This is a genomic window from Agrilactobacillus fermenti (genome assembly GCF_021030645.1).
Lineage (GTDB): Bacteria > Bacillota > Bacilli > Lactobacillales > Lactobacillaceae > Agrilactobacillus > Agrilactobacillus fermenti.
In genome coordinates, this window is record NZ_JACGCJ010000011.1 from 60,032 (window position 1) to 81,905 (window position 21,874).

At 40.9% G+C, this 21,874-nt stretch carries 17 protein-coding genes and 2 pseudogenes; 13 read left to right on the top strand and 6 right to left on the bottom strand.

The genetic code is table 11. From position 1 onward, the window contains the following. Positions 1-90 precede the first annotated feature (90 nt). Positions 91-1,086 (top strand): ribose-phosphate diphosphokinase, encoded by a 996-nt coding sequence (locus FHQ08_RS05440; RefSeq protein WP_230913385.1) that lies wholly within the window; start codon positions 91-93, stop codon positions 1,084-1,086. 198 nt (positions 1,087-1,284) lie between these two features. Here the strand turns inward: FHQ08_RS05440 and FHQ08_RS05445 are convergent, their stop codons facing one another. Genes FHQ08_RS05445 through FHQ08_RS05455 form a run of 3 tightly spaced genes read right to left on the bottom strand, consistent with a single transcriptional unit; the run spans position 1,285 to position 4,517 of the window. Then, positions 1,285-1,548, bottom strand: coding sequence for a hypothetical protein (locus tag FHQ08_RS05445; RefSeq protein ID WP_230913386.1), 264 nt, complete (start codon positions 1,546-1,548; stop codon positions 1,285-1,287). 22 nt (positions 1,549-1,570) lie between these two features. Next, positions 1,571-2,128: a hypothetical protein gene (locus FHQ08_RS05450; protein WP_230913387.1), complete on the bottom strand. Its 558-nt coding sequence runs from the start codon at positions 2,126-2,128 to the stop codon at positions 1,571-1,573. 40 nt (positions 2,129-2,168) lie between these two features. Continuing rightward, entirely contained in the window at positions 2,169-4,517 is a 2,349-nt protein-coding gene (locus FHQ08_RS05455) for a cation-translocating P-type ATPase (RefSeq protein WP_230913388.1), read from the bottom strand. 397 nt (positions 4,518-4,914) lie between these two features. On the opposite strand from FHQ08_RS05455, the gene FHQ08_RS05460 reads away from it, so the two are divergent. Beyond that, on the top strand, positions 4,915-5,577 hold the full coding sequence (locus FHQ08_RS05460) for an HAD hydrolase-like protein (protein WP_230913389.1): 663 nt from the start codon (positions 4,915-4,917) through the stop codon (positions 5,575-5,577). A gap of 3 nt (positions 5,578-5,580) precedes the next feature. Then, on the top strand, positions 5,581-6,939 hold the full coding sequence (locus FHQ08_RS05465; protein WP_230913390.1) for a class II fumarate hydratase: 1,359 nt from the start codon (positions 5,581-5,583) through the stop codon (positions 6,937-6,939). On the opposite strand, the gene FHQ08_RS05470 is transcribed toward FHQ08_RS05465, so the two are convergent. The 3 genes from FHQ08_RS05470 to FHQ08_RS05480 are packed head-to-tail and all read right to left on the bottom strand — an operon-like array spanning position 6,936 to position 8,858. Continuing rightward, positions 6,936-7,697 carry an NADPH-dependent oxidoreductase gene (locus FHQ08_RS05470; RefSeq protein WP_230913391.1) on the bottom strand — a complete coding sequence of 254 codons (762 nt, stop codon included), beginning with the start codon at positions 7,695-7,697 and terminating at the stop codon, positions 6,936-6,938. The two genes, FHQ08_RS05465 and FHQ08_RS05470, sit on opposite strands and share 4 nt — an antisense overlap. A gap of 33 nt (positions 7,698-7,730) precedes the next feature. Further along, the gene (locus tag FHQ08_RS05475; RefSeq protein ID WP_230913392.1) at positions 7,731-8,378 is read right to left on the bottom strand and encodes a DUF421 domain-containing protein; all 648 of its coding nucleotides are present in this window, start codon (positions 8,376-8,378) and stop codon (positions 7,731-7,733) included. Positions 8,379-8,402: 24 nt separating this feature from the next. After that, positions 8,403-8,858, bottom strand: a complete 456-nt coding sequence (locus tag FHQ08_RS05480; RefSeq protein WP_230913393.1) for a DUF3290 family protein — start codon at positions 8,856-8,858, stop codon at positions 8,403-8,405. A gap of 167 nt (positions 8,859-9,025) precedes the next feature. Here FHQ08_RS05480 and FHQ08_RS05485 point away from each other — a divergent pair, with 167 nt between their 5' ends. From FHQ08_RS05485 to FHQ08_RS05535, 10 genes and pseudogenes are all read left to right on the top strand, one after another. Further along, the gene (locus tag FHQ08_RS05485; RefSeq protein ID WP_407929185.1) at positions 9,026-10,225 is read left to right on the top strand and encodes a cation diffusion facilitator family transporter; all 1,200 of its coding nucleotides are present in this window, start codon (positions 9,026-9,028) and stop codon (positions 10,223-10,225) included. A 54-nt stretch (positions 10,226-10,279) separates the two neighbouring features. Further along, complete coding sequence (locus tag FHQ08_RS05490; protein ID WP_230913394.1) at positions 10,280-11,371, top strand: YdcF family protein; 1,092 nt, start codon at positions 10,280-10,282, stop codon at positions 11,369-11,371. Between the two features lie 20 nt (positions 11,372-11,391). Then, positions 11,392-12,642, top strand: a complete 1,251-nt coding sequence (locus FHQ08_RS05495; RefSeq protein WP_230913395.1) for an MFS transporter — start codon at positions 11,392-11,394, stop codon at positions 12,640-12,642. 688 nt (positions 12,643-13,330) lie between these two features. Then, positions 13,331-14,329: a LacI family DNA-binding transcriptional regulator gene (locus FHQ08_RS05500; RefSeq protein WP_230913396.1), complete on the top strand. Its 999-nt coding sequence runs from the start codon at positions 13,331-13,333 to the stop codon at positions 14,327-14,329. Positions 14,330-14,374: 45 nt separating this feature from the next. Beyond that, positions 14,375-16,063 (top strand): annotated as a pseudogene (locus FHQ08_RS05505) (alpha-glucosidase). Further along, positions 16,060-18,026, top strand: a pseudogene (locus FHQ08_RS12970) (glucose PTS transporter subunit IIA). The pseudogenes FHQ08_RS05505 and FHQ08_RS12970 overlap by 4 nt, the downstream one beginning before the upstream one ends. A gap of 296 nt (positions 18,027-18,322) precedes the next feature. Beyond that, positions 18,323-19,252, top strand: coding sequence for an ABC transporter ATP-binding protein (locus FHQ08_RS05520; RefSeq protein WP_230913397.1), 930 nt, complete (start codon positions 18,323-18,325; stop codon positions 19,250-19,252). Next, complete coding sequence (locus FHQ08_RS05525; RefSeq protein WP_230913398.1) at positions 19,245-20,000, top strand: ABC transporter permease; 756 nt, start codon at positions 19,245-19,247, stop codon at positions 19,998-20,000. The genes FHQ08_RS05520 and FHQ08_RS05525 overlap by 8 nt, the downstream gene beginning before the upstream one ends. Next, positions 19,997-21,151 (top strand): sensor histidine kinase, encoded by a 1,155-nt coding sequence (locus FHQ08_RS05530; RefSeq protein ID WP_230913399.1) that lies wholly within the window; start codon positions 19,997-19,999, stop codon positions 21,149-21,151. Before FHQ08_RS05525 ends, FHQ08_RS05530 begins: the two co-directional genes overlap by 4 nt. Beyond that, positions 21,129-21,734, top strand: a complete 606-nt coding sequence (locus FHQ08_RS05535; RefSeq protein ID WP_230913400.1) for a response regulator transcription factor — start codon at positions 21,129-21,131, stop codon at positions 21,732-21,734. The genes FHQ08_RS05530 and FHQ08_RS05535 overlap by 23 nt, the downstream gene beginning before the upstream one ends. Positions 21,735-21,874 lie beyond the last annotated feature (140 nt).

Below are 21,874 nucleotides of genomic sequence, written 5' to 3' on the forward strand. Positions count from 1 at the left end.
CTTTACAATAAAGGGTGCAAAGCAAGTCTTAATACCCTATAATATACCTTAGTTGTATAATAATTGAAATTAAATATGGAGGCAGAAATATTGTCTGAAAAGCATGAATCACAGTTGAAGATTTTCGCCTTAAATGGCAATCCTGAGTTAGCACAAAAGATTGCTGATCAAGTAGGTGTGCCCTTAAGCGGCGCAACTGTGAAACACTTCAGTGACGGTGAAATCCAAATTAGTATTGACGAAAGTGTCCGCAATGATGATACTTTTGTAATCCAATCCGTTTCCGACCCTGTCAACGAGAACTTTATGGAATTAATGATTATGGTCGATGCCTTGCGTCGGGCCAGTGCGCGGACGATCAATGTTGTTTTACCGTATTTTGCATACTCACGCGCCGATCGTAAAACGCGCTCCAGAGAACCAATAACGGCAAAATTGGTTTCTAACTTGATTGAAATGAATGGGGCAACGCGCGTATTGACTTTGGACCTCCATGCCGATCAAATTCAGGGCTTCTTTGATATTCCAGTGGATCATCTACAAGCTATTCCATTGTTAGCCCATTATTTCTTGGGCTTGAATTTAGGCACAGGCGATGATGTGGTCGTAGTGGCACCAGATCATAGTACAACCAAACGTGCCCGTGCTTTAGCTGAATATTTTGGAGCGCCAATTGCAATCGTAGACAAACGTGATGAAAGTGATGCTACTGAAACATTAGACATCATTGGAGATGTTGAAGGTAAAACTTGTATCGTCATTGACGATATGATCGATACCGGGAATCGGGTCGTTTATTCAGCAAATTCTCTTTTAGAGGCTGGTGCAAAAGCAGTTTACGCCGGTGTAACGCATGCTGTTTTCTCTGCTGGCGCGACACAGCGCTTACAAGAGTCACCGCTCAAAGAAGTCGTTGTTACGGATTCCATTCGCTTACCAAAAGAAAAGCAATTTGATAAAGTCGTTCAATTGTCTGTTGGCCCTTTGTTAGGGCAGGCTGTACAGATGACTTATGATCGTCATTCAGTGGATGAATTATTCCAAGAAACAGCTGCTGACAAGCTATATATGAAAAATGAGTTATAAGCGCTTAAAACGTGTGTTCAAAGTATCATCGTTCGTGAAATAATAGGGGCCGTGGACAAAACATTAGTTTTGTCTACGGCCCCTATTTTTAGCCATTTGTTTCTAAATAATGAGAATAGCTGGTATATATTATTTGGCTGTATTTTGTCATGAAAAATGTGGCTACAAGTATTTTGGCGCTTTGAATGAGTATATCCATTAAAAAGACAAAAAAGAGATGATCACGTTAAAGCCGAAAACAGCTAAAGTCAAAATCCAGGATAAGCGTCGATAGATTGAACGCGGTGCAGTTTCAGTAAAGGTATAAATCGCGGTTATGATAAATAAAATCAGCGTGATCGTTTGAAAGATAGAAAAGATGGAATTATCCAACAGTAAGGGCAAAAAATTAAATAAAATTGTTGCTAGGGCTAGGACAAAGGAGCCGAAAAAAGGCCCTCGACCAGTTTTTTCTAAATTCACAGTCATTACTCCAAATCAATTTTTAGAAGAAAGATAGGATGAAATTTCCTAATAGGTCACAAGAAATTGTGGCATGTTTACGATCAGTGAATGTCAAGGTAAAGTCAGATCCACGCTCGAGCAAGTGCTGACCATCGCTTTGAGAAAAGCGGCCTTCTGTAAAATGAAAGTTCGGTTGATCGGTGCTTTCTCTGGCAAGGACGCTCATAAGGACGATTTGGCGATCAATATCTAAGAACCCCTTTAAATCTAACTCAATGGCAGTGTTATTCATGAATCCTTGAACATTTTGGCGGCGATAGATAAATGACTGCCCGATTGCTTCGAGATAAGCATTCATGGCAATCGTCCCTAAGGCGACACGATTAAGCGTCAGCTTTTGTTCAGCTAAAGGTATGGTAGTCGTTGATGCTGCATCTTGAAGCAAATGATCACGAGCTTGTTCATAGCTCATGATCAGAGGCTCATTAAGCCGATCAAACTTGAATTCAACCAAACGTGCTTTGCCATTAGCGGTTACTGTGCCTGTATAAGAATCACCAGAGGTACGATCTTTCAATGAAAAATTCTGTTCACTCATGGACTTGACCTCCCCATATCTGATAAGTTGATTATACCCTCTAACGCCAGTTGATTCGAGAAAAGATCCTTTTACCTAGCACTTCACGCATTAAGATGAAGACGGGGACAGCACTTAAGCCTAAAGGCACGTAGTAAATGAACATAGACCAAGAAAGCAGGCTTTGCAATTTAAAGATATGGTTAAAGCCTAAGAAAATACCAATAAATATCAATGCCAGAGTACAAATTAGAATTGTTTTACCGCGATCCAGGGGCCAAGAAATTGCTGCTAAAGCCGAAAAACCAACAATGCCTGTCATGAGAACGGTCAACGTAGCTGTCATTGTGTAAGGCAGATTAAAAATATTGCCGAAGATGTGAATAATCACGGCATATAAAACCACACTTAAAGCTCCGGGCAAAGCGGTTTCCATGACATTACGCATAAAGCGTTTTTTGACGCGCTGATAATTAGGCTCAAGAGCTAATAGGAATGAAGGAATGCCTACTGTTAGGGCGTTGATCGGTGTCAGCTGGCGAGGCTGGTAAGGATAATCGCTATTAAAGAAAATAAAGAGCACACTTAAAATTACTGAATATATCGTTTTGATCAAATAAAGTGAAGCCACGCGCTCCACGTTATTGATGACGCGCCGACCTTCGTTCAAAACAAAGATCATCGCGTTGAAATCAGAATTTAGCAGGACAAAGTCAGCAATACTTTGGGTCGATTCGGAACCGGTGGCCATGGCGATGCTACAGTCTGCTTGCCGTAAAGCCAAAATATCGTTGACGCCGTCGCCGGTCATGCCCACAGTATGACCCGCTCTTTGGTAGGCCGTAATTAAGTATTTCTTTTGTAATGGACTGACACGGCCAAAAACGGTATATTTTTGGACCAAGCGATCATAGTCGGCAGTTTCAGTCTGAGTGGACATATCAATGGCCTGTTCTGCATTAGGAATGCCGGCTTGACTGGCAACATTGCTAACGGTTAAAGGACTATCGCCAGAGATAACTTTGATTGTGACTTGTTGGGCGCGCAGATAAGCAAAGGTTTCTGCCGCATTGGGTCGTAATTCATCCGTAATCAAGACTAGGGCAATAGGGGTTAAGGCATCATTAAATTTTTTTTCCAACGGTACTTGACCAGCTGCTACTAATAGCACACGATAGCCAGTTTTAGAAAAATCTGTGATTTTAGTAACCAACTCGGGTGCTAAAGTACGTTCGTGATAAATGAACTCTGGTGCACCGATCACGACACTTTGTCCGTTCGTAAAGGTTGCCCCACTCCATTTGCGTTGCGATGAGAATGGAATTGTGGCCACTGTATCGGCTTTGATCGGGGATAAAAAATTCTTTAGTGCATTCGCTGTTTGATTATCGTCGTTAAGGGCGTAGATGGTTTTTGCAATCGTGTTAGTTATTTCAGTTTGCGCTTGCGATGTTAAATTGATAATTTTGTTGACATTGAGGTTCCCAGTTGTAATTGTACCTGTTTTATCTAAGCACAGCGTATCTACACGAGCCAAAGATTCAATGGCACTCAAGGATCGAACCAAGACTTTACGCTTACTTAAATTCAAAGCACCGACAGCTAAAGCTACTGAAGTTAGTAGAACCAGACCTTCTGGGATCATACCAATCATTGCAGCTGCCGAACTAAGAATGGAACGATTTAAATCTCCACGGTGTAATTGAGCGGAGGTAAAGAGTAGAATACCCACCGGAATGATCACGAAAGTTAAAATTTTTATGATACGATTGATGATGTTTAGCAGTTCACTGCTTTCACGTTTTTCCTGTTTAGCTTGATTTGATAATTTAGAAACAAAGCTCTGATCACCGACAGCTGTGACTTTGACCACGAGTTGCCCGCTTAGTAGGAAGCTGCCTGAGTATACAGCATCCTCTGGCTGTTTTAAGATAGCGTCAGTTTCACCGGTTAATTGGGATTCGTCAACTTCTGCATTACTTGACGCAATTACTTTACCATCGACAGGGACGGAATCCCCGCGATGTAAAATTAAAACATCATCTAAAACAATGTCGGCTTGATGTAACGCTATAATTTGATGGTCACGAATCACTTGAAAATTTTCTTGAGTCAACAGTGACATACTATCGATCGCGCGTTTTGCACGAACTTCTTGGTAGATACCAATGACCGTGTTGAAAAATGCAGGAAATAAAAAGAGCAGGTCAAGATAACTACCCGTGTAAAAGACAAACAAACCGATGACTAAATTGACCAAATTAAATAATGTTAAAGTGTTATCTGATATAATGCGTTTAATACTACGCGTTAACGGCTTTGGTGGCGTATTTTGCTGATGCTGAGCAATTCTTGTGGCGACCTCTTGCTTAGACAGACCTAAATGCGCCACTTGTTTGTTATCAATCATGTTGTGACCTCATTTTTAATGCTTTAATTATATTTTACAGCATTTAAGTTCCTACTGACTATCAAACAATAGTCCGATTTTTCGCGAAGTTGGCATAAAAAAAGAGCCACCAGTTGGGAGGTCTGGCAGCTCAAGGAGTAAGGGTCGTCTGTGTAGGGAGACACAGACTAATATTTTACTTTGGAGGAGTAAAATGAAAAAGCTATACTAACAGAAATATTGGGGGTATCTCCATTAGTAATGGGGTTGGATCTAAATGATTATTTATTCAATAATCATTTACAAAAATAACTATAAAATGAAAGTGTGAAGAAAGTATGACCAAATTGTCGGAAATTTGCTAACTTTTTATAAATTATAGTAAAATTCTAGAAAAATTTTCCAAAAGGAGCTCAAAATGACTAAAACCGTTTTCTTTGACTTAGATGGTACATTAACCGATTCAAAAAAGGGCATTCTTAATGGCTTAAAATATAGTTTTAAGGCAATGAATGTTCCAACTCCAGATGATAAAACCCTACAATTGTTTATCGGGCCACCATTGAACCAGACAGTGCAAAAATATTCTGAAATTCAAGATCCTGATCAAGTTCAAGCATTTATGGCACATTTCCATGATTATTATGGTGAAACTGGCTGGCAGGAAAATGCTGTTTTTCCAGGTATTATGCCCATGCTGGCTGATTTGAAAGCGGCTGGTTATGATCTAGCTATTGCGACAGCTAAACCCGAAATGTTTGCCAAGAAAATTAGTACCCGTTTTGGCTTCGACCAGTATATGACCGGTTTATTTGCGGCAACGGATGATGAAATGACGCGGACGCAAAAGGATGAAATATTAGCTTATGGCTTGGCGCGCATGCCAGAAAAGCAGCTAGCTAATATTGTCATGGTGGGCGACCGAGCTAATGATATTGCGGGCGGCTTGGTGAATCGCGTCCATGCTGTAGGCGTTTTGTATGGTTTCGGAGCAAAAGCCGAATTAGTCCAAGCTGGCGCTGAGGTACTAGCTGATTCCGTAACTGATCTGCACCGTAAACTGTTAGATTGGCAGGTGTGATAAATGACTTTTCGCACAGAGCACGATGCTTTAGGTGCTGTACAAGTACCGCAACAAGCTTTATGGGGTGCCCAGACGCAACGCAGTTTAGAAAATTTTAAAATTGGGCCACGGATGCCTTATAAAGTGGTTCGTGTTTTGATTGGGATTAAGGCCGCTGCAGCCAAGGTGAATCAACAGTTGGGTAAACTGACACCAGCTAAAGCGACTTTGATCCAGCAAAGCTGTCGACGGTTATTAGCTACGGACAATCGGCAAGATTTTCCCCTTGTGATTTACCAAACAGGCAGTGGGACGCAAACGAATATGAATGTTAATGAAGTTATTGTCCACGTGGCGGCACAATTAAATCCTGATTTACCCTTGCATCCCAATGATGACGTGAACTTAAGTCAGAGCTCTAATGATACTTTTCCCACTGCGATGATGATTGCGGCAAGTTTAGCCTTGCCAGATTTATTGACCAATTTGCAGCAAGTCATTAAAAGTTTTAGTAAAAAAGTTACTGCTTATCAAGCTGTGATCAAGATCGGCCGGACGCACTTGCAAGATGCCACGCCATTGACTGTGGGACAAGAACTGAGTGGGTATCAAGATGCCTTACAACATGATTGGGAATATTTACAAAGTCTTATCCCAACATTATTGGAATTACCCATAGGTGGGACGGCTGTGGGCACTGGCTTGAATGCACCAGATGGCTTTGCGGCCGGTATGGTTACGGCCTTGCAAGATGCTTATAAGCTGCCCTTTGTATCAGCACCAAATAAATTTCAAGGCTTGGCGAATCATAGTGGCTTAAATGTCGTTCATGGGGCGCTAAAGACGCTAGCCAGTGATCTGGTGAAGATCGGAAATGATATTCGCTTTTTGGCTTCAGGGCCGCGTGCAGGCTATGATGAATTTAATATTCCTGCTAATGAACCGGGCTCTTCAATCATGCCAGGCAAGGTGAACCCTACCCAAATTGAAGCACTGACGATGGTCTGCGCGCGCGTTTTTGGCAATGATACGACGATCACTTTTGCTGCCAGCCAAGGGAATTTTGAATTGAATGTTTATAAGCCAGTCATTATTGCTGCCTTTTTAGAGAGTGTTCAGCTATTAACGCAGGCATTGGCATCTTTTGACCAACATTTATTACAAGGCTTGACGGTGAACCCAGCGCGGATTCAACAACTTGTAGACCATTCTTTGATGACGGTGACGGCTCTGACGCCACATATCGGCTATGAGAAAAGTGCGCAAATTGCTTTAAAAGCGCAAAAAGAAAACAGCACCTTAAAAGATGCTGCCCTAGCATTAGGCTATGTGACGGCGGCTGAATTTGATCAGTGGGTAGATCCTAGTAAGATGGTTTAACCCTGTTCATCATTGAGGAACCCTTGCTGATGCAAAATATGCAAGAGTTCTGAACGCTTACCAGATTGGTTCATTAAGCTGCGTTTTACTTGATTGGTAAAAGTATCAACGCGACGGTTTGTGTCGCGTAAGTCATAATATTCATGGACTTGAGCATCATAGTCGGCCAATTCAGGAACCAAAGGATCGGGTAATTGGTAGGTATCTGTAAAATGGATAAATTTTTCGGGGAGTCGCGGTTTTAATTGTGGTGTTTGGTCAGGATAACCAATGGCTAAGCCAAGAACTGGAAAGGTCAAAGTTGGTAGATCTAACAGGTCGATCATTTGTTGGGCATCATTCAAGATACTACCAAGAATCACGGTACCTAGACCCAGACTTTCAGCAGCATTGACAGTATTTTGAACGGCCAGTGTTGCGTCAGCCAAACCCGCTAATAATTTATTGGTTGAGCCTAGTAAGTTTTTATCTTGGCCCTTTTCATGACCGATTTGCCGATTACGATTTTGATCAACGATAAAGATAAATAAATGACCATTATCAGCGACATAAGGTTGTCCAGAAATCTTAGCAATAGCCGCTTTTTTAGCTGGATCGACAATGCTAAGGATACTATAGGCCTGTAAGAATTGTGATGACGCTGTGTGCCGGGCCACATCAACGAGTTGGGTCACTAGAGTTGGATCGAGAGGCTGTGGTTTAAAGGCACGAATTGTTTTATGGGCGAGTTGCCGTTGGATGGTTTCGTTGATATTCATAAAATGGACTCCTTTATCATAAAATGACTTAGCTTAATGTTTGGCTGAGCCATGGCCGTAAGCATAGACCAGCAAAGTCTGATTGAGCCAGATTGCCATGTAAATATCTTCTAAATCGTATTTCTGTTTGGCAATTTGGGTATTAAGCCAAGGTTCGTCTTTATTGATCAATTCTAAAGCATCATGGTCAATATGACCATCAAGTATGACGGGATAATGATAGGCATCATCGCCGACTTGGGTAACCGTTAATTGGCCATTTTGTTCTAAAATTGCACGTTTCACACTATGGATATCTGAGATTCCCGCATTACGCAATTTAAAGGAGAGGTCATAAGCGGTGATACCCCGTTGTGCTGCCTGTTCTACCAAGATTTTACCATTATAGATCACCGTTGTCGGTTCACCGTCAATAATTTTTTTGATAGGTGCAAAGTGGTTAGTCAAAAACTTAGTAATAAAAACGATCAACGTCCAAATCAACAGTACGGAGAAAAATTGTAGGATTGTAATGTCGGGATTATAGAGCATTCCACCAACAATGCCCCCTAGAACGTAATTTTGCAATTGATCCACTGCATTGGTTGGGGCTAAATTACCTTTGCCAGCTAAGTTGATCTGCAAGATCAATGCAAAAAAGCCCAAAATTAACTTGATCGTTAAATCCATATAATCAAACATAAATTATCCCTTCATGAGTGTCTATTATTTTTGGTTGTAGATGATATGCGTATCGATCAGATTGGTTTTTGTCAGTTCATAGCTATTGATATTGCTGTCATTATTGAACTGAACTCGGTAGAAATTTCTATTGACTTTAATAATCATGCCACTAGAGAGGTTTTGCTGGTTCGTTGCGACATTTTTGATATTAGTTTTCTGAGACTGACTAACACTTTTCAGAAAAGTAACCATTTGTGAAGAATTATTGAGGCCTACCCGTGTTTCTTGCCAATGACCTGTTTGAATGGCCACAAATAGTAAAGTTAATAGAATGCAGATGATCGTCATATCTCTATTCTTAGAATTATTGCGGTGACGGATGTAAGCAATTAACGAAATGATCAATAGAACAGCAGAAACAATGATCAGTCCAAATCTGAGATAAACCAAATTATTCGTTTCATGCTCTAAGAAAAAGTGGGCCGTCCACATATGCATAAAACTAGCCTCCATTACTGATATGTATTTATAATGACGCTCTTAATCGTACCATATTTTTTTATAAACAGCGGTCTTGAAAGTGCGTCACTTGTCAATTTCTGCCTTGGTTGTTATAACAGAACTATGTTCAGCAAACTTATGAAAGTAAAAGTAGGTGAATAATCGTGATCAACGCCATTATTAATTGGTCTGATCGGCGCTACCAAGCTAGAAAACCCGAACAAAAACGCGAAGGCTTTGGTTTAGTATCGGGCTTTGTAGGGTTGATCACTAATTTGTTGCTGGCCGCAATGAAGCTCATGATTGGTGTACTCTCAGGCTCGGTTTCAATTATGGCCGATGCCTTAAATAGCGTTACAGATACGTTTTCATCAATTTTAACGTTAGTTGGTTTTAAGATCTCTGCTAAAAATCCAGATCCTGGACACCCTTATGGGCATCAGCGCTTTGAGTATATCAGTGGCTTGTTTATTTCAATTTTATTACTATTCGTCGGGTTACAGTTTTTACAATCCTCTTATGAAAAAATTCGACAACCACAAGCAGTGCACATTTCTGCGGTTGTTTTAATTGTTTTAGTCCTTTCAATTATTGTCAAACTTTGGCAGAACTTCTTTTACTTACGAATCGGTAATCATATTCAGTCTGATACGCTAAAAGCTACGGCAAAAGATAGCTTTATGGATGTTTTAACTACTAGTGCCATTTTATTGTCGGCTTTTGTCAATCAGCTGTGGGATTGGAATATTGATGGCTGGGTTGGTTTGTTCGTGGCTCTTTATATTGGCTATAGTGGGTTTATGATGCTGCGTGGCTTTACAAATGAATTAATGGGGAATCGGCCCAGTCCAGCAGAAGTTGAGGAAATGACAGCTGAATTGGAAAAATATCATATGATTTTGGGCTTTCATGATCTACTGATTCACAGTTATGGGCCTAACGCAATTTTTGCGACTGTGGATATTGAGATTGATAGTCGGTGGACGTTGGATCGAGCCCATGAGGTCATTGATCAAATTGAACGCGATTTTAAGCGTGATTTGAACGTGACTTTGGTGTGCCATATGGATCCAATCGACCTGGATAACCAGCATTATAATCAGATTCATAAAGCCATTAAATATATTATTCGTGGTTATGATTTGGGGATGCATACCCACGATTTTCATGTGGAACAGTTGCCCAATAATCAGGGTGAGTTGGTCCAATTTGATGTGGTGGTTCCCGAAAAATTAGACATTTCTGACGAAGCTTTAGATCGTCAAATCAATATGGACTTAAAAAAGCACTTTCCTGATATCGAAACGCAAATTAATTTCGATCATAATTATATTGGTGAAGATAAAGGCCCGATGAATGCTTAAGCAGTAAGTAAAGACAATATGGCCTTATATTGAAGAATACGGAGAAGAAGATCAGTGAATTCTAACGCAATCGATATTGTCATTATGACAATCTATGCCTTACCGCTAGTTGGCTTAACTATTTTTTTAGGCTCATGGTTTACAGAGAAGCGGCGTTTGATAAATGGGGTTTGGTTTAATTTATTCTTGTTATTGCTGGCGGCTGATGCTGTTTTATTTGTGTTCCAAACACGTAATTCAATCGTTACTGGAATTGCGGTTTTATTAGCAGTTGTTGTATTTGGTCTTATTTTCTTGCTTTTTTTCTCAATGGTTTTCCTGTTATTGTGGAATGCACGCATCGTTTGGAAGCGAGAGGCCCACACATTGGCCAATAGTTTGACACTGCTCTTGGCAATTGGCTGGATTGTTTTGTGGGTCATCAATTTATTACCAACGGCCAAGTTTTTGCCCCAGTGGCTCAATCAAATTTTGGCGATTTTACCATTAATTATCTTTTACCTATTAGCATCATTTTATAATTACTTGACGAATCTTGTACTTTATCAATTTAATCGCCCGCGGCTTAATCAAGACTATATTATTGTTTTAGGTGCTGGCTTATTGAATGGTAATCAAGTCTCGCCACTCTTAGCACAACGGATTCAACGGGCCATCGCATTTTATCACAAGCAAAAAGCCAAAATAGGCCGTGCCCCCAAACTAGTTTTTTCTGGTGGCCGCGGGGGTGATGAAACGATTGCAGAAGGCTTAGCCATGCAAGATTATGCGGTTGCTCATGGGGTGCCGCGCACGGATACGCTGGCGGAAACAGCTTCCAAGACGACATTTGAAAATATGAAGTTTTCTAAAGCTGTTATTGTAAAAGATTCAGAACAGCCAAGCAGTCAAAGCCATATCATCTTTGTCAGTAATAATTATCATACTTTTCGGGCAGGACTATACGCGCGAATGGCTGGGTTACCGGCAAATGGGATCGGTAGTAAAACGTCAAAATATTTCTTACCTAATGCGATCATTCGTGAATATCTTGCCATTTTTGCGATGAAGAAAAAGCAGCATTTATGGGTGATCGGCCTGATTTTTGGCTTTGATATCATTGCCACAATTGGTGCTCAGATCATCCAGATAATAGTTAACCGGTAGTTGTGAGCGGGGGTAGATAGATGAAATTTACAAAAACAGAAAAAAGTTGGATTTTATATGACTGGGCTAATTCGGCATACAGTATTGTGACCGTGACCGCCATTTTGCCTATTTATTTTAAAAGTATTGCTCACGCAGATGGTGTCGCCAATGCCACGGCGACCGCTTATTGGGGTTATGCTAATTCCGTTGGGACGTTGATCATTTCTTTGTTGGCACCGTTATTAGGCGCTATCGCCGATTATCAATCGTATAAAAAGAAATTATTTAATTTTTTTAATATCATTGCTATTATTTCAACCTTACTATTGGTTTTTGTACCAGCTCGAGCATGGTTACTATTATTGGTGGTTTTTGTTATCTCTACAGTCGGATATGCCGGCGCCAATATATTTTATGACGGGTTTTTAACGGACGTCACATCAACTGCTAGAATGGATCGGGTATCAGCCCAAGGTTATAGCATGGGGTATTTAGGCGGCGTGATTCCGTTTGTTTTGATCATGCTGCTGCAATTGACGCGTGGGTTTGGTTTTTTAGATAGCACTGGTATCGTTAATTTTGGTTTCATCATGACCACGATTTGGTGGTTAATTTTTTCAGTGCCATTAATGTTGAATGTATCTCAAACACATTATTTGACGCCAGTGCCGCATATTATTCGTACCAGTTGGCGCCGAGTAACGCGAACTTTTAAAACAGTTTGGCGGGATAAGTACATTGTTTGGTTTTTAGCGGCCTATTTTTTCTATATTGATGGTGTGGATACAATTTTTAAAATGGCTACTTCTGTGGGGGCTGATTATGGTCTTTCCACGACATCGTTGATGCTGGTATTGTTGATGGTACAATTGATTGCCGTTCCATTTTCAGTTCTCTTTGGGCATTTAGCCAATCGTATCGGTAATAAGCGCTCGATAGGAATTGCTATTTTTATTTATTTAGTGATCTGTATTTGGGGCTATTTTATGAAATCAGAACTTGATTTTTGGATCTTGGCATTTTTAGTTGGGACCTCGCAAGGAGGCATCCAAGCCTTGAGTCGTTCGCACTATGCCAAAATTATTCCTTCTGAGAAGGCAAATGAATATTTTGGGATTTATAATATTTTTGGCAAGTTTTCGGCTATTATTGGACCAGCATTATTCGGTATTTTTGCTCAATTAACAGGGGCTACCAAATATGGTATCTTAAGTATTATTTTGCTGTTTATTGTCGGCGGTCTGTTGTTTATAAAAGTTCCCAGTGATCGTGTTTCGGCAATAAAGTAATATTATTCGCGTGATTTTTCAAATATAACGAAGGCGAGAGTGAGACAAAAGGCGTTCAGCACCTGAGTACTAACAAGAATTGCGACAAATGGTGGGCTTGCCATTTGAGCCATTCGTGGTTAGGTGAGGGTGTTGCCTTTTGGAACACGTTTAAAATTGAATCGTTCGCGAGCAAATAGTGGCTGAAAACAAAACGTTCGTTTTGTCCCAGCCACGTTTTTTTTGTTAAGCGCCCTTTGTCACGCTCTGATTTAAACGCGCTCGAATCATCAGTTTTCTCACCCAACTGCGCCTTACTCGTGGGATAATTCACCCACAGCGTAAGTCTAGGTTGGTGCTCAAAAACTACCCGATGATTCTCGCACTCTGTTTTAAACGCGCTCATGAAGCTAACTTTGTCACTTAACCCTAATTGCTTGCTGAAGCTGATGCTTCATCGGCACAATTTGTGTTAGTGCTCCAAAGCTGACCAGCTTCATTCACGCTCTAAACGCGTTCGTGTGTCCAGTTCCGTCACTCAACTGCGATTTACTTATGGGAAAATTCACCCATTACGTAAATCTAGGTTGATGCTCCGGAACAAACCAGACCCGCTCACGCTCTGTTTTATAAAATAATAGGTGTTGACAAGGCGTCAAGAAAACGCTTTCATCATTTATGAAATCGATTCCAGTTGGAGGTGGGATACATGACGAATATTGCTGAAATTGCTAAGCGTGCGGGTGTGGGCACAACGACCGTTTCTCGCTATTTGAACAATCGACCTTATGTATCTGCCGAAAAGAAACAACGCATTGAACAGGCGATTAAGGCATTAGATTACACACCAAGCGCGATTGCGACCCAATTGCGGGTTCAAGCCACTAAGAATATTGGCGTACTTGTCTCCAGAATCACCAATCCCTTTTTCACAGCACTATTTGATGCTTTGGAACGATCATTGCATGAATACGGATATCAAGTTATGGTCATGCAGACCTATGACGATGCGCAAGCAGAAGCTCGTTTTTTGGATAAATTAAAAAGTCAACAGTTGGACGGGGTGATCTTAGCTTCAGTTGAGGATGTCAGTGCGATTCGGCGAATTGCCGAAGACTATCCTGGACGAATCGTGTTGTTGAATGAAGCAGTGCGTATACCTGGAGTACAATCAATTATTCTAGACCATCGACAGGCAACTTTAACAGGGTTAAATTATCTAGCTCAGCAAGGGCATCCCCCAATTGCCTATGTTACAGGTGGTTCCTTTTATAAGTCTAGCCATGGGGCTGACCGTAATGAGGCTTATCGTGCGTATTTAAAGCAGCGGCGTTTACCCTTAAATAAAAAATGGATCTTTGAACATCAACATACTGTTTTAGATGGGCAGCAATTGGCACAGGCTTTAATCGCTCAGCCAAAAGCAGTTTGGCCAGATGCCTACTTTACCAATTCAGATGAAGTTGCTCTAGGTATGATTGCCGAATTATTGAAACATCATATTAAAGTACCTAAGGATATTGCCATTATGGGCTATGATGATCAGCCTTTAGCTGCATATTTACCAGTGCCACTAACGACGATTCGCCAGCCGATTAAAGTTATGGCTGAAGTTGCGGTGGTCGATTTGTTACAAGGCTTAAAGCAAAAGGTTCACCCGGTGGCAGTTGAACCACAGTTGAAATTGATCGTACGACAATCTGCATAATTTTTTACGGTATATGGAATCGATACCAGACAAGCAACAGGAGTGATAGACATGGACACAACGAAAAAATGGTGGCAAAAAGAAGTCATCTATCAAATTCATCCCGCCTCGTTCAAAGATAGTAACAATGATGGCGTTGGCGATTTGCAAGGGATTATTTCAAAATTATCTTATTTACACGACTTAGGAATTACAATGATTTGGCTGTCACCGATCTACTGTTCCCCAATGGTTGATAATGATTATGATATCTCTGATTATCAGCAGATCAATCCTCGTTTTGGAACAATGGCTGATTTTGATGCATTACTTGCCCAGGCTAAAGCATTGGGAATTAAAGTTATTATGGACTTGGTGATCAATCACACCTCGGATCAACATAAATGGTTTCAAAAGGCAATTCAAGACCCTAACTCTAAATATCGAGACTACTATATTTTACGGCCGGGTAAAGATGGTCATGCGCCGAATAATTGGCGATCTAACTTCGGGAGCGGTTCAGCTTGGAGTTTACTCCCTGGGGAAAAGAATCTTTATTACCATCATGTTTTTTCACCCCAGCAACCTGACTTGAATTGGGAAAATCCTGAGTTACGACAAGCATTATATCGAATGATCAATTGGTGGCTGGCAAAAGGCTTAGCTGGTTTTCGAATTGATGCGATTACCTTTATCAAAAAGGACCAAGATTTTGCTGATATCACACCAGATGGTAAAGATGGCTTGGGTAAAGTTAAACGCAAAGCTGAGAATCGACCTGGCATCGCCGCATTATTGCACGAATTAAGAGTGAATACATTTGATAAGTATGATGCCATTACGGTGGGTGAGGCATCCGGTGTGCCTTATGAACAACTTACACAGTTCATTGGACCACAAGGCTATTTCTCTATGATTTTTGATTTTCATTATGCAGATGTTGATATCGAGTCTGGTTCGGAATGGTTCAAGCGAACACATTGGACGGTATCTGAATTCAAACAATTATTATTTCGCAGCCAATTAGCCATTCAAAAAGTGGGCTGGGGGGCAAACTTTCTGGAGAATCATGATCAGCCACGCAGTGTTTCTAAATATATTAAGGATCCAAAATATCAAAATCAGATTGGTGCCACTGCTTTAGCACTGCTATATTTCTTATTACGTGGGACACCCTTCATTTATCAAGGCCAAGAGCTCGGGATGGTCAATGCTAAACGGCAGACGATTGCTGAATTTGATGATGTTTCTAGCCATAATAATTATGCTCGCGCGTTGGCTGAAGGCTACTCGAAAACGGCCGCACTTGGTTTTGTCAACCAGCGTTCCCGAGACAATGCCCGTACGCCCTTTCAATGGGATAATACGGTCAACGCTGGGTTTAACGAGGGACATCAACCTTGGCTCGGCTTAGCGCAGCACTGTGATCAATTCAATTATGCCAACGAAAAGGATGATCCGTATTCAACTTATCAATTTTACTGACAATTGATTCACTTGCGGAATCATTCAAAGCTGTCTGAGGATTTGATCTATGGTGATTTTGCCCCGATTGATACGGTACCAGCGGATGTGGTTGCTTATCGCCGCGGCGCAAACCTGGCCGTTTTCGTCAATCTATCAAATCAAATGCAAATTATTAATGGGATGGTCCGGCAAGTGTATTTAAATAATTATAAAGTTTTACAAATGGATCAAACAAAAATACAGTTACAGCCCTATCAAGCAATTCTAGTTGAGGTGAATGAGAAATGACAAAAGATTATCATGATATGGCACAAGCCATTTTAGACCAAGTCGGCCGTGACAATGTGGTTTCTTTGACGCATTGCCAAACGAGATTACGTTTTGTTGTGAAGAATCGCAAACAAATTGATGATAAAGCGATTGAAAAAATCGACCATGTGCAAGGCGTTTTCTATGGCTCTGGTCAGTATCAAGTGATCATCGGAACGGGTGTGGTCAATGATGTCTATGCCACGATCGATCAAATGGGTGCGGTCAATACAATTTATGGCAAGGATGATACCGAGACTGCAACAGACAATAATGCAGTTGAAGAGAAGTCCTGGGTCAAACGCTTAATGGCTATGTTATCGGGCATCTTTATTCCGATCATTCCAGTGATTGCGGCGACTGGGTTGTTTCTCGGCTTGAAGTCGGCATTTACGAATGCTCAAGTTTTAAAATTATTTGGTGTCACACCGTCACAAATTCCTGCTAGTTTGACACAGATCACATCTGTTTTGACGGATACTGTCTTTGCCTTTTTATCAGCGTTGATTGTTTGGTCTACCTTTAGATACTTCAAGGGGACGCCAATTATCGGGATCGTGATTGGTTTAATGTTGGTCTCACCAATTTTACCAAATGCCTATTCTGTTGCTGGTGGCACGGCAAAGCCATTCACTTATTTGGGGTTATTCCGATTGTTGGTAGTCAAGGTTCTGTATTGACTGCTTTAGTTGCCGGATTCATTGGCGCCAAGTCAGAACTTTTCTATCGGAAACATATGCCGAATGTGCTAGAACAAATATTAACGCCATTTCTAACAATGTTAACCACATTTATCATTATGATCTTAGGTGTCGGGCCCGTGGTTCACTGGATCGAACTTGGCATGGTTAATGGCGTTAAAGCTTTGATCGGCTTGCCGTTTGGCATTGGTGGTTTCTTAGTTGGTGCGGCTTATCCGTTGATGGTACTGATTGGGATTCATCAAACGATGATTATGATCGAGACATCATTGTTGGCTAACACTGGGTTCAATCCATTGATTACTTTAGAAGCCATGTACGGGTTTGCCAACCTAGGTGTTGCTTTAGCTATCTTCTTACGGGCTAAATCTAATAAGACCAAAGCGACTTCTATGGGCGCATTCATGTCTCAATTATTCGGGGTTTCTGAACCCACTTTATTCGGGGTACTGATCCGCTACAATTTTAGACCATTAATTGTAACCGCTTTAACATCCGGTATTGGCGCGGCGTTTCTTAGCATTTTCCATGTTCAAGCTAATTCTTATGGTTTAGCTGTTTTACCTTCATACCTGATGTATATCTATAACGGGCATGCCTTATTATTCTATACGATTATTTCGATTTTAACGGTTATTGTTGCCTTTCTCGCGACGAATGCCTTTGCAATTCCTAAAGAAATTTTAGTATCTGATAAAAACGAGAAACAGATGATGGCTACGGTGAAATCGGACGTTTCCGATCAAAAGGTTTACGCTCCCGTTGACGGACAAGTCTTAGCATTAAGCAAAGTCAGTGATCCAGTATTTTCATCAGGGATGATGGGTGCTGGAGTTGGTATACAAACACCCGACGTTGAAGAAGTGAACGTTTATGCGCCTCAAGATGGTCAATTATCGATCGTTGCTGACACGGGGCATGCTTACGGTTTAGTGACGAAGTCAGGTATTGAAATTTTGGTGCATATTGGGGTAGATACAGTCTCCTTAAAGGGTAAGCCGGTTACGATCAAAGTCACTCAAGGTGAACAAGTTAAGAAGGGACAGCTCTTAGGCACGTTCAATAAAAAGATGATTCAAGCCGCTGGATTGGATCCAACTGTGATGACAATTATCACGAATTCTAAAGATTACGAGAAGGTTGAATTCTCAGATAAGCAGACCGTGCAATCAGGAGAGCCGATCATCGCCGTTCAGCAAGAGGCTGTTGTTTTAGAAAATATCAGTGAAACGGCGCAATAAAAAGTTTGTATAAAAGAGGGCAATGACGGAATGAAAATTTTGTCGTTGTTTTTTTGTGCTCAGTCGCTGATCGCCCTTTGTCACGCTCTGATTAAACGCGCTCAAATCATCAGTTTTCTCACCCAACTGCGCCTTACTCGTGGGATAGGTCACCCACGGCGTAAGTCTAGGTTGGTGCTCAAAAACTACCGATGATTCTCACGCTCTGTGACATTTGTCATGTGGTTTACTGACAGGCGTGACTGGGTTACAGATGGGGTGATGGCTATACTTAAGGTCATAAGAGGTGAGCGGTAATGATTAAAAATGAAACGCAAACAATGATCGAACTAAAAAATGTTAGCAAACGGTTTGGAAATCATCAGGTTTTGAAAGCTATCAATCTAACGGTAAAACCAGGTGAAATTATTGGCTTAATTGGTGAAAATGGTGCTGGCAAATCAACCATCATCAATTTATTATTAGGCTTATTACAAGCAAGTTCAGGTGAAGTTTCAGTCTTAGGAGAAGCACCGGCACAAGAATCACATAAGCAAAAATTAGGCGCAATGCTGCAAGAAAATGTCAGTATGGAAAGTATTAAAGTTAGAGAATTGTTGACACTAGTTCGAAGTTATTATGCCAAACCGCTGCCCTATCAAGATCTGCTTGAGTTGGCTGATCTAACATCAGTTCAAGCGATGATTTCAGATAAATTATCTGGTGGGCAAAAACGACGTCTAACCTTTGCGTTAGCCATGGCCGGGGACCCTGATCTGCTTTTTTTGGATGAGCCTACGGTGGGGATGGATGTGAATAGTCGGCAGCATTTTTGGTCAAAAATTGAGCAGATGCGTGCACAGGGGAAAACGATTGTGGTCACCAATCATTACTTAGATGAGTTGGAAGGTATTGTTTCCCGCTTATTGATCCTGCAGCACGGTGTTTTTTCATTTGATGGGACATTAGCCGAGTTACAGCAGCAGTATGCGAAGCGGACGATAACTTTTGAAAGCACCTTACCTTTAGTTAAAGTCTATGAATATCTACCCGATGCAAATTTAAAAGAAAAGAACCATCAGTTTAGTTTGAAAACCAGTGACAGTGATCAGGCTTTACGCCAATTGGCACCGATTTTAACCCAACTAAGCAATATTACGATCCAGCCAGATTCTTTGAATGCCATTTTTGGCAATTTAACCAAACAAACGGTCAGCCACACCCAAGGAGATGTTCAAGATGACTAGTTTTTTAACGCAAATGACGATCAATATCAAACGTTTGATTCTCCGCAACTTAGGCTTTTCATTTTTTGCGGTAGGAATGCCCATTGGTTTTTATCTGTTATTTACCCGGGTGATGGTTGGACAAATGAACGCCCAGGCAGCGCAACACTGGTATTTAGTCTATTTAGGCAGTATGAGCATTTATAGTATTTTGATCAGTTCGATTTTTACCGTATCTAATACATTGATCGATGATCGTAAGCAGCGAATGGATCAGTTCATTGCAGTGACACCATTTTCCAAGAAACGGTATTATAGTTCGATTATTTTAACAATGATTTTACTAAATGCATTGGCGTTGTTAGCCTTAGACATTGTCGCAATGTTGGTAAATCAAGTGTCGCTATCGTTAGGCCAAATTGCAGCATCCATTGCAATGACATCGATAGCCAGTTTGCCAATTATGATACTTGGTATTTTGACATCGATGGTTAAAACAACAAGTACCGCCAGTGCGCTGGCTAATTTGATCGTGTTTCCTATGGCAATTGTCAGTGGCCTATGGCTGCCATTGAGCAGTTTGCCGAAGTTTATGCAAACCATCGGTAAACTATTACCCACTTATCATGCCAATCAAATGATCACGCGTATTTTCCAAAACAAATCTAATGTAGGTATGCCGAACATCTACAATATTCTGGCTTGGAGTGTATTATTAGTGGTAGTCATTATTTTTCTGACAAATTCACGAAAACGGAGTCAGGTATGAAGCAAATTTTAAACAAGATTTCAATTCCGAAAGTGTATGGTGGTAATCTGCCATACTTTTTTCTGATTTATTTAATATTTATCATTCCTAGTTTTTGGCCATTAACGACAATAAGGCATTGGGGTCATTTTGCACTAATTTTAGTTTTTATAGTATCTTATCGATTGCTCTACACCTCAAATCGCGGTACCCCTTGGTGGTGGGGCGTACAAATTCTGATCGATATTTATTTTTCGATCTTTGCCGGATACCTTTACCTTTTTATTTACAGCGGCTGGACGTTCGGTTTTACGTCAATGAAAGCCAAGACGTTTCGTAAATACGTCCTATTTTATTATGTCATCGTACTTGGCACGATTGGTATTATGGCTGTTCGGTATAAAAGTTTATTTTTCGGCGATAACTTAATGAATTTATTAACGGCTGTTGCTTTTATTTTCGGTAGTCCGCTAGTAGCACGTGGTTTTGCCGTGATGTCCCAAAAGAACCGTAAATTGCGGCAGGCTAATATCCGATTACAGACTCAAGCAGAAGAACGCAGCCGTATTGCTCGTGATCTCCATGATAACTTGGGGCAGTCTTACTCTATGATTACTGTAAAAGCAGAGCTGGCTGGCAAATTGTTAACTAAGGCACAGACAGAGGCTGCTCAAATGCAAATTGGGGAGATTAAAAATATTTCCCGGGAAAATTTACAGTTGGTGAGAGATATTGTCAATAATCTGCGCCAAGAATCATTAAGCATGACCTTGGTCAAACAGGAACAGAATTTGACAGATGCAGGTATTTATCTTGAGACACAAGGAATAGAGGTGGTCGCTGGTTGGCCTAATAAAGTCCAACAACTGAGTGCGGCAGTCATTAAGGAGGCCGTGACGAATATCATTCGCTACAGTCATGGCAAACGCTGCCAAATTGTTTTTGAAACCAGAGCTACTGATTTTTATTGGCGTATTCAAGATAATGGTCGTGGGTTCAAGCCAATGGAAATTCGTCAAGGCGCTAATGGCCTTCGGGGAATACAACAGCGGGTGGCCCAACTCAATGGTGATTGTGAGATTGATGGGGCGCATCATGGTACAATAATTACTGTAAGTATTCCTAAGGATATAGGGGCGGCCAAAGATCATGGTACAAATCGTGTTAGCTGAAGATCAGAGTATGTTAAATACCGCATTAGCGGCGTTGATCAATTTGGAAGATGATTTTGAAGTGGTGGCGACGTTTGCGGATGGGCAAACTGCTTGGCAATTTATTCAAGCTAAGCAGCCGGATGTGGCGATCCTGGACATTGAAATGCCTAAAATGACCGGTTTAGATGTGGCTGAACAGGTTTTTCAACATCAATTAAAAACTAAAGTGATTATTTTAACGACTTTTGCACAAACTAGTTATTTTAAACGGGCAGTAGCTGCCGATATTTCAGGCTATTTGTTAAAGGATAAGCCAAGTGATGAATTAATGGCAACGATTCGTAAAGTAATGCAAGGTGAAACTGTTTATGATGCAGAATTGGTCAAAAATATGTTCACTAAGACAGAGAATCCACTTTCTCAGCGAGAAATGGAAGTTTTGCAGGCAGCCGCCTCAGGACAGGCCACGAAAGCAGTTGCCGCAAAGTTATTTTTGTCTGATGGGACTGTACGGAATTATATGTCAGCAATTATCAGTAAGTTAGGCGTTCACAATCGGATGGAAGCACTAAACTTGGCCCGTAAAAACAAGTGGTTATAGTATAAAAAATAGGTGAGGCTGGGACATAAGCCACGCAAAATAAAATAATCGTAGTTTTCAGACTGATATTGAATCTGAAAACCACGATTATTTTTTTAACGATTGATTTTCTAAAAATAACATTGACTTTGAGGGTCAGT

Bases quoted from the DNA above. Each gene is read 5' to 3' on its own strand.
- FHQ08_RS05495 (WP_230913395.1), top strand. From the start codon at position 11,392: ATGAAATTTACAAAAACAGAAAAAAGTTGGATTTTATATGACTGGGCT.
- FHQ08_RS05460 (WP_230913389.1), top strand. From the start codon at position 4,915: ATGACTAAAACCGTTTTCTTTGACTTAGATGGTACATTAACCGATTCA.
- FHQ08_RS05465 (WP_230913390.1), top strand. From the start codon at position 5,581: ATGACTTTTCGCACAGAGCACGATGCTTTAGGTGCTGTACAAGTACCG.
- FHQ08_RS05530 (WP_230913399.1), top strand. From the start codon at position 19,997: ATGAAGCAAATTTTAAACAAGATTTCAATTCCGAAAGTGTATGGTGGT.
- FHQ08_RS05455 (WP_230913388.1), bottom strand. From the start codon at position 4,517: ATGATTGATAACAAACAAGTGGCGCATTTAGGTCTGTCTAAGCAAGAG.
- FHQ08_RS05535 (WP_230913400.1), top strand. From the start codon at position 21,129: ATGGTACAAATCGTGTTAGCTGAAGATCAGAGTATGTTAAATACCGCA.
- FHQ08_RS05475 (WP_230913392.1), bottom strand. From the start codon at position 8,378: ATGTTTGATTATATGGATTTAACGATCAAGTTAATTTTGGGCTTTTTT.
- FHQ08_RS05480 (WP_230913393.1), bottom strand. From the start codon at position 8,858: ATGCATATGTGGACGGCCCACTTTTTCTTAGAGCATGAAACGAATAAT.
- FHQ08_RS05470 (WP_230913391.1), bottom strand. From the start codon at position 7,697: ATGAATATCAACGAAACCATCCAACGGCAACTCGCCCATAAAACAATT.
- FHQ08_RS05520 (WP_230913397.1), top strand. From the start codon at position 18,323: ATGATTAAAAATGAAACGCAAACAATGATCGAACTAAAAAATGTTAGC.
- FHQ08_RS05525 (WP_230913398.1), top strand. From the start codon at position 19,245: ATGACTAGTTTTTTAACGCAAATGACGATCAATATCAAACGTTTGATT.
- FHQ08_RS05450 (WP_230913387.1), bottom strand. From the start codon at position 2,128: ATGAGTGAACAGAATTTTTCATTGAAAGATCGTACCTCTGGTGATTCT.
- FHQ08_RS05500 (WP_230913396.1), top strand. From the start codon at position 13,331: ATGACGAATATTGCTGAAATTGCTAAGCGTGCGGGTGTGGGCACAACG.